Origin of the sequence: Streptomyces sp. OfavH-34-F, from assembly GCF_022347745.1 — a bacterium.
Classification (GTDB): domain Bacteria; phylum Actinomycetota; class Actinomycetes; order Streptomycetales; family Streptomycetaceae; genus Streptomyces.
Genome location: NZ_JAKRGC010000049.1, coordinates 22,995 through 29,660 on the forward strand (window position 1 = coordinate 22,995; position 6,666 = coordinate 29,660).

Annotated in this window: 7 protein-coding genes and 1 pseudogene; 4 read left to right on the forward strand and 4 right to left on the reverse strand. The window is 73.4% G+C overall.

Annotated features, from left to right (window positions below; all coding sequences use genetic code 11):
* Nucleotides 1-7: 7 nt before the first annotated feature.
* On the reverse strand, nt 8-556 hold the full coding sequence (locus MHW47_RS11005; protein WP_239222495.1) for an acyl-CoA thioesterase: 549 nt from the start codon (nt 554-556) through the stop codon (nt 8-10).
* Between the two features lie 119 nt (nt 557-675).
* Between MHW47_RS11005 and MHW47_RS11010 the strand changes: the two genes are divergently transcribed.
* Together MHW47_RS11010 and MHW47_RS11015 are read left to right on the forward strand one after the other, a co-directional pair.
* The gene (locus MHW47_RS11010; RefSeq protein ID WP_239222496.1) at nt 676-1,977 is read left to right on the forward strand and encodes an LCP family protein; all 1,302 of its coding nucleotides are present in this window, start codon (nt 676-678) and stop codon (nt 1,975-1,977) included.
* Between the two features lie 56 nt (nt 1,978-2,033).
* Nucleotides 2,034-2,576, forward strand: a complete 543-nt coding sequence (locus MHW47_RS11015) for a histidine phosphatase family protein (RefSeq protein ID WP_239222497.1) — start codon at nt 2,034-2,036, stop codon at nt 2,574-2,576.
* Here MHW47_RS11015 and MHW47_RS11020 read toward each other — a convergent pair.
* Together MHW47_RS11020 and MHW47_RS11025 are read right to left on the reverse strand one after the other, a co-directional pair.
* The gene (locus tag MHW47_RS11020) at nt 2,561-3,367 is read right to left on the reverse strand and encodes a class I SAM-dependent methyltransferase (protein WP_239222498.1); all 807 of its coding nucleotides are present in this window, start codon (nt 3,365-3,367) and stop codon (nt 2,561-2,563) included. The two genes, MHW47_RS11015 and MHW47_RS11020, sit on opposite strands and share 16 nt — an antisense overlap.
* Before the next feature lie 21 nt (nt 3,368-3,388).
* Nucleotides 3,389-3,853 (reverse strand): hypothetical protein, encoded by a 465-nt coding sequence (locus MHW47_RS11025; RefSeq protein WP_239222499.1) that lies wholly within the window; start codon nt 3,851-3,853, stop codon nt 3,389-3,391.
* Nucleotides 3,854-4,194: 341 nt separating this feature from the next.
* On the opposite strand from MHW47_RS11025, the gene MHW47_RS11030 reads away from it, so the two are divergent.
* On the forward strand, nt 4,195-5,085 hold the full coding sequence (locus tag MHW47_RS11030) for a helix-turn-helix domain-containing protein (RefSeq protein WP_239222500.1): 891 nt from the start codon (nt 4,195-4,197) through the stop codon (nt 5,083-5,085).
* Nucleotides 5,086-5,155: 70 nt separating this feature from the next.
* Complete coding sequence (locus MHW47_RS11035) at nt 5,156-6,055, forward strand: hypothetical protein (RefSeq protein WP_239222501.1); 900 nt, start codon at nt 5,156-5,158, stop codon at nt 6,053-6,055.
* 26 nt (nt 6,056-6,081) lie between these two features.
* Here the strand turns inward: MHW47_RS11035 and MHW47_RS11040 are convergent.
* A pseudogene (locus MHW47_RS11040) lies at nt 6,082-6,666 on the reverse strand (serine/threonine protein kinase); the annotation flags it as partial.

Sequence of the window (6,666 nt, forward strand, 5' to 3'; positions counted from 1 at the left end):
CAGGCCCTCAGTCCTCGATGCCCTCCGCGAGCCGCTTCTCGCGCAGCTCCTTGATCGCGCGGCGCCGGGCGAGCCGGTGGGTGCGGCGGATCTGCGCCTCCTGGTAGCGCCGCTTGTCGCGCTCCGTCTCGGGGACGACCTGCGGTACGGGCCGGGGCCGGCCGTCCGCGTCGACCGCCGCGAACACCAGGTACGCGCTGCCGACCTGGGTGGCCGGCGTCGACTCGTTCCAGCGCTCGGCCATGACCCGTACGCCGACCTCCATGGAGGACCGGCCGGTCCAGTTGACCTGGGCGCGTACGTGGACGAGGTCGCCGACGCGGACCGGCTCCAGGAAGACCATCTCGTCCATCGAGGCCGTGACCGCGGGCCCGCCGGAGTGCCGACCGGCGACAGCGCCCGCCGCGTCGTCCACCAGTTTCATGATCACGCCGCCGTGCACCGTACCCAGGAGGTTGGTGTCGCTGCCGGTCATGATGTGGCTGAGGGTGGTGCGGGAGGCCGAGGTGGGCTTGGCCGGAATGTCGCTCTCCGGGCGCGGAGCCTGATCTGTCATACCGTCCACCTTATGCGGGGGCCCGGAATGCGTCGCAATGCATCAGCTTCGCTACAGCCGTGATGCGATTTTCCGTACTCCCTGTAAGAGGGACGGCCACGACCTGCACACTGGTCCGTATGAACGATTGGCCCGAGGGCTGGACCGATGAGAACCGCGGCGGCAACCGCTACGGACAGGGAAGCGCGAGCGAGCGCCCCGAGAGCGCGCGCTCGATGCCGCACGTCCAGCGCCACCCGGCCCCGCCGAGGCAGCGCCCCGCGCCGCCTCGGCAGCGTCCGGTGCCTCAGCAGCCCTCCGGCTACGACGCCGGGCAGCCGCAGTACGGCGAGGGCTACGACAGCGGTTACAACACGGGCCAGGTCTACGGGGCGCCGGGCGGCGGCCGAGGCGCGGGCTCCGGCGGCGGTGACCGGGGTCAGGTCCAGGGCCGTCCGCGGCCGGCGCCGAACTGGGGCCGCCGCATCAGGATCGGCGCGCTGGTCCTGGTCGTGGCGCTGCTCGCGGTGTCCGTCGGGACGTACTTCTGGGCCGACTCGAAGCTGAACCGGGCGGTGGACCTGTCGAAGGTCATCGAGCGGCCGGAGTCGGGCAAGGGCACGAACTACCTGATCGTGGGCTCGGACAGCCGCGAGGGCATGACCTCCGAGGACAAGAAGCGCCTCCACACGGGGTCGGCCGAGGGCAAGCGGACCGACTCGATGATGATCCTGCACACCGGCGACAACGGCCCCACGCTGATCTCGCTGCCGCGTGACTCCAACGTCGAGATCCCGTCGTTCATCGGCTCGGAGTCCGGCAAGAAGTACCCGGCCACCGGCCGTACGACGAAGCTGAACGCCGCGTACGCGACGGACGGGCCCGAGCTGCTGGTGCGGACCGTCGAGTTCAACACCGGCCTGCGCATCGACCACTACGTCGAGATCGGCTTCGGCGGCTTCGCCAAGATCGTGGACGCGATCGGCGGGGTGGAGCTGGACATCCCGAAGGCGTTCAAGGACAAGTACTCGGGCGCCGACTTCCAGGCCGGCAAGCAGACGCTCAACGGCCAGGAGGCCCTGGCCTTCGTCCGTACCCGCCACGCCTTCTCCTCGGACCTGGACCGCACGAAGAACCAGCAGAAGTTCCTCGCGGCGCTGGCCAGCCAGACGGCGACGTTCTCCACGATCATCAACCCGTTCAAGCTGTACCCGACGATGGGCGCCGGCCTGGACACGCTGATCGTGGACAAGGACATGTCCCTGTGGTCGCTCGGCAAGATGTTCTTCGCGATGAAGGGCGTCACGGGCGGCGAGGGCACCTCGATGAACATGCCGATCTCCGGCTCGGTGGGCAACAACCTGGCCTGGGACAAGGCGAAGGTGAAGCAGCTGGTCGAGCAGCTCAAGAACGACGAGAAGGTCACGGTCACCGAGAACTGAGGCGCGTGACGCGCTTCCCTTCTCCCGCGCTTCCCTTCCCCCGCCCCGGAGCCGCCATGCCCGTCCGGATCGTGTACGAGTCGCACGCCACGACCACCGACAACGAGGCCGGCGTCGCCACGGGGTGGCTGCCGGGGCGGCTCTCGGAGACCGGGCGCCGCCAGGCCGCCGAACTGGGCGACCGGCGGCGCGGCACCGGCCTCGACGCCGTCTACACCTCGGACCTGGCCCGTGCCGTGGAGACGGCCCGCATCGCCTTCGCCGGGGCGGAGACCCCGGTGCTCCTCCAGGACGCGCGCCTGCGCGAGTGCGACTACGGGGATCTGAACGGCGCCCCGACCTCCGTCCTGCGTCCGCTGCGCACCCGCCACATCGACCGGCCCTGGCCCGGTGGCGGCCAGAGCTACCGGGACGTGGTCGAGGCGACGGCCGCGTTCCTGCGCGATCTGGCGGCCGCGTGGGACGGGGGCCGGGTCCTGCTGATCGCCCACTCGGCGAACCGCTGGGCTCTGGACTGCCTGCTCGCCGGGGCCCGGCTGGAGAGCCTCGTCGCGCATCCGCCGCCGTGGCAGCCGGGCGTCGCCTACACGCTGCCCTGAACCAGCACCGCCGCGTGCGGCAGCGCCAGCAGCCCGTCGTCCGTGAGGAACTCGCGGCACAGCACGTCGTACTCCCGCTTGGCCGCCGCGACGCCCTCCGGCCCGGCGCTGGTGACCATGCCGCCGACCGCCCCGATCCCGGCGGCGGGGCCCGCCCACCACTCCTCCGGATCGACGTGGTGGTCCCAGGCGCGGGTGCCTCCCCGCACGTCCGCGAGGCCGGCGGCCGTGAGCAGCGCGGCCAGCCCGTCCGGGGTGCGGGGGAAGTTGAGTTCCTCGTCCACCGTGGCCAGCCAGGCGGGCCGGGTGAGCCCCGCGGCCTTGGCGGCCCGCCCGACCAGTGTCTGCCCCGGTGTGCCGGGCAGCTGCCACACCGTGACGGCGATCCGGCCGCCGGGGCGGGTGACCCGCCGCATCTCGACGAGGGCGTCCAGGGGGCGGCCGACGTGGTTGAGCACGAAGTTGCCCACGACCGCGTCGAACTCGGCGTCGCCGTACGGCAGCCGGGGCAGGGTTCCCGCGCGCACCTCGGCCCCGGGCGCGGCCCGCCGGGTCGCGGCGACCATGTCGGGCTCGGCGTCCACGGCCCGGACGGCGGCGCCCCGCGCGAGGGCCGCCGTGGTCACGTTGCCGGTGCCGCACCCCACGTCGAGCAGGCGCGTCCCGGCCGTGACACCGGCGGCGTCCAGCAGGGCGGGCACGGTGCGGGCGCAGAGCCGGGCGGCGGTGCGGGCGAAGCTCTCCGCCTGCCCGTCCCAGATCCGCCGCTCCATCACGTCGAACGCGGTCATGTGTCGTCCCCCTCGTAAAACTCAACTGCGGATGTTGCGGGCCAGCCAGGGAGAGAGCTGCATACGGGGCACCAGTTCCTTGTACGTCTCGTCCCCCGGCAACGGCACGACGAGCCACTCCCCCGACAGGAGGAACCGCCCCCTCTTCACGTGGGCCGTCCCTCCGTACACGGACCGCAGGAACGCCGGGACCGAGTCGCGGGGCACGTCGTCGAACACCACCCCGTCCACCGTGATCCGGGCGTCGTCCTCCGGAAACACCTGCACGGTCACGGCGGGCACCCCGCCCAGCTCGATGAACGCCTCGTGCGGCAGCGAGCCGTCCGCGTCCACCACGGTGAACGCCCCCGCCGAAACGCGCCGCGAGGTCTGATCGGCCCCGATGTCGTCCGTGACGGCGACCTCCAGGCCGTACTCCCGCGCGACCTCCCGCACAGCGGTGACGGCGGCCTCGGTAGAGGCCAGATGTGCATGCTGCCCGCCCACAACGCTCCTTGTCCCCGCCCGCCCGGTTCCCCGTCCATTCTGCCCGACGGCCCACCGGGTCGCGGGTTTCCGCGACCCGGAGCCGTACGTCGCGGACGGCCGCGACCCGGTGCGTCACGACGTCTCCCGCTTGAAAGAACCTCCGGGAAAGAACCCCACCCCACCCCACCCGAACCCCGTACGAACGCTGATCACTCGCGCGGGTGACAAATGGCAACTGAGCTGGATTTGGGGCCGGTTGTCCGGCATATGCTCGCCGCGACAACCCCAGACGCAAGTCGGCCCCGACCGGGCGGAACCCCGGGCAGGGCCTGACCACCGAGGAAGAAGAGCCCTTCCCGATGACTTCCCAGCAGGTTATCGCGCCCCCGTGCGCCCCGCCCGGTTCTCCCGGTGACGTCACACCGACTTCCGGTGTCATCCACGTCAACTCCCGCCACACGTCCGGCTTCACGGTCATCGGCAACCACCTCGCGCAGCACAGCGAGCTGTCCCTCCTGGCGATCGGGCTCGCCGTCCACATCCAGTCGCTGCCCGAGGGCGCGAGCGTCGGCATCAAGACCCTGACCGCCCGCTTCCCGGAGAGCGAGATGCGGATCGCCGCCGCCCTGCGGGAGTTGGAGGCGGCGGGCTATCTGCGCCGCATCCGCGTACGCCTGCGGGACGGCCGCGTACGCACCCGGACGGAGTCCCACAACCGGCCGCACGCCACGACTCCGCTGCCCCCGGCCCCGTACGCCCCGCCACGCCCCGTCCCGGCGACGCCCCCGCCCCTGCCTCCGGCCCTTCGTCCGGTCCGGAAACCGGAACCCGGGCCGAAGCCGCCCGCCCCCAGCGCCCGGCCGGTCTCCCTCCCCCATGCCCGCACCGCCGCCCTGCTCCTGGCGGACCTCCGCCGCCACACCCCCGCCCTCACCCTGTCCGGGGCGGACATCGCCGCCCTCGTCCCGGAGGTCGCCGCCTGGCTGGAGCGCGACGCGGACCCGGACACCATCCGCCGGGCCCTCAGTACGGACCTCCCGGCGCCGCTCGCGCACCCCGCGCGCCTCCTGCGCCACCGCCTCCGTGCCCTTCTGCCGCCCCCGCTCCCCGACCCGGCGGACCTCGTCCGGCAACGCCCCGCCCCCACGGTCGTCCCGCTCCAGAACTGCGACGACTGCAACCGCGCCTTCCGCGCCCCGGAACCGGGCCGGTGCCGCGACTGCCGGACCGGGGGGCACGAACACGGATGACCGGCGCCCGCGGCGGCTCGGGCGGGAGCGAGCCCTGTGCAGGGCGGGGAGCGCGTGCCAGCATGGCGCCGTGACAGAGATCAGCAAGGGGGAGGACCTGCCTGGCCCCGGGCAGCCGGGGTGGGGCGGGGCGGGACCGTCCGAGATCCCGCACGGAGTCGTCGGCAAGTCGTCGGGGACGGGCACGGACTCCGTCTCCGGAGCCGTGGCCCGGGAAGAGATCCCCGCGCTGCCGCCGCGAAGGATCGGCCTCGCGGACGGCGGATGGTGGGCCGGGCTGGTCGCCCCCTCGCCCGCCCCGTCCGCCGCGACGGCCACAGCCGCCGGAATGCTCGGCGGGCAGTTCGACGACATCGCGTACGCCGGCCGGGGCGCCGCCGCGCTCGCCATGGACGAGACGCCTCCGCCCGGTTACGTCCTGGTCGACGTCGTCCGGACGGGCCCGGGCCTCTTCCTGCTGGACTCCCTCGACTGGAACGGCAGGGACGCCGTCCACTTCGGAGGAGGCTTCCCGCCCCACCGGTTCGGCCGGTGGGTGATGTGGTGCGACACCCTGTACCCCCTGCGGTTCCGCGTCCAGTGCGACAGCCGGGACGAGTGGGTCGTCGTGGTCCGGCCCCTCGGCGCGGCCCGCGCGCTCGGCGACGGGGCCACCGGGAGGGGCGCCGACGTCCTGCTCCACACCGGGCCCGCGGGCGAGCTGGTCCTCCGAGCGCACTCGACGCAGGGCGGATCGCTGCGCGTCGAGGGCCACAAGCCGCGGCGTCCCGGCGCCCCCACCAGCTACCCGCAGACGCTGGCGAGCGCGGCGGACCGGCGACCGGAGGACGCACGTCCGCTGCCGGAAGGTCCGCTGGTCCTGGGGGTCGTCGAAGGGGACGGCGACTGGTCACTCGACATCCGGCCCGCCCGCCCGTCGGAGAACCGAACCGGCCTCTGGAACCGTCTGCGCGGGCGCCGGGCGGATTGATCACGGACGTGGCGGGGCATCGGCGGTCACGCCGGCCGGGCCGCTCCCCGCCAGACCGTCATGTCGCCCATCAGGAACGCGCTCGCGGGTACCGCCGTCGATTTCGTGGTGATCACGAACACCGCGATGTCCCCTGCGGGGTTCTTGATGCAGATCTCGCTGCCGTTGGCGAGGACGACCGTCGGGAGGCGGTGGGCCTTCTCGTAGGTGAAGCGCTCGCGGCAGTCGTGGAGGGTGGTGCCCGTCTTGTCGGTCGGCTGGCTGAACACGCTCCGGTCGCTCGTCAGGGCGCAGCCGTTCGGTCCGCAGCCGAAGCGAATCTCGCCGGTTGCCCCGTCCAGCGGCTCGCCCGGGTCCGCGAGGTCGAGGGAGCGCTGCGCGCTGAGCACGACCACGGGGTGCGGCTCGGGATGCGGGGCGGTGGGCGAGGGGGAGGTCTTCGGGGCGGGGGAGGTCTTCGGCGCCCGGTCCCCGGCGTTCGCGGCCGGTGGGGTGGCCGGTGGGGTGGCCGCCGTCCGGGTCGCGGCGGGGTCGCGGGGGTCGTCGGTCTCCGTGGGGCCCAGGGTCTGCCAGGCCAGGGCCGCGGCCAGCAGGGCGGTCACCGCGCCGAC